The sequence below is a fragment of the Cupriavidus sp. 8B genome (assembly GCF_054589115.1).
This window is the reverse complement of sequence record NZ_BAAILO010000185.1, coordinates 1-388: the sequence shown is the minus strand read 5'-3', so window position 1 is coordinate 388 and position 388 is coordinate 1. Positions and strand designations below refer to the sequence as shown.

Below are 388 nucleotides of genomic sequence, written 5' to 3'. Positions count from 1 at the left end.
TACAAGTTCACTCCCGCCTTCAGCCTGACTGGCGCGGCATACTACACCGACGCCCGCAAGGACAGCAACAGTTCGTGGATGTACGTCTTGAATGCCGACTATGCCCTGTCCAAGCGCACTGACGCCTACGTGCTTCTCGGCTACGTGAAAAACAAAGGGCAGGCAACCTACGGCGTGACCAACGCAATGAACACTCTCCCTGGCCAGAACCAGACCGGCGCCATGGTTGGCGTGCGTCACCGCTTCTAATACCGCTCGCGATATTAGCCAGCGCGCTGTCGGGGTCCGCTGGAGACAAGTCATATCGACCTTGCCTTTGTTCACTGGGCGCAAGGACGCTTGGCCGGCAGATATGCCGGCCTTTTTTCGCGCAGTCACATTGCCCACG

General features: G+C 58.8%; 1 protein-coding gene. It reads left to right on the top strand.

Annotation, left to right across the window (positions count from 1 at the left end; genetic code table 11):
* On the top strand, positions 1 to 249 hold a 249-nt coding region (locus ACYP5B_RS18655), incomplete at its 5' end, for a porin (RefSeq protein WP_459570689.1).
* Between the last annotated feature and the right edge of the window lie 139 nt (positions 250 to 388).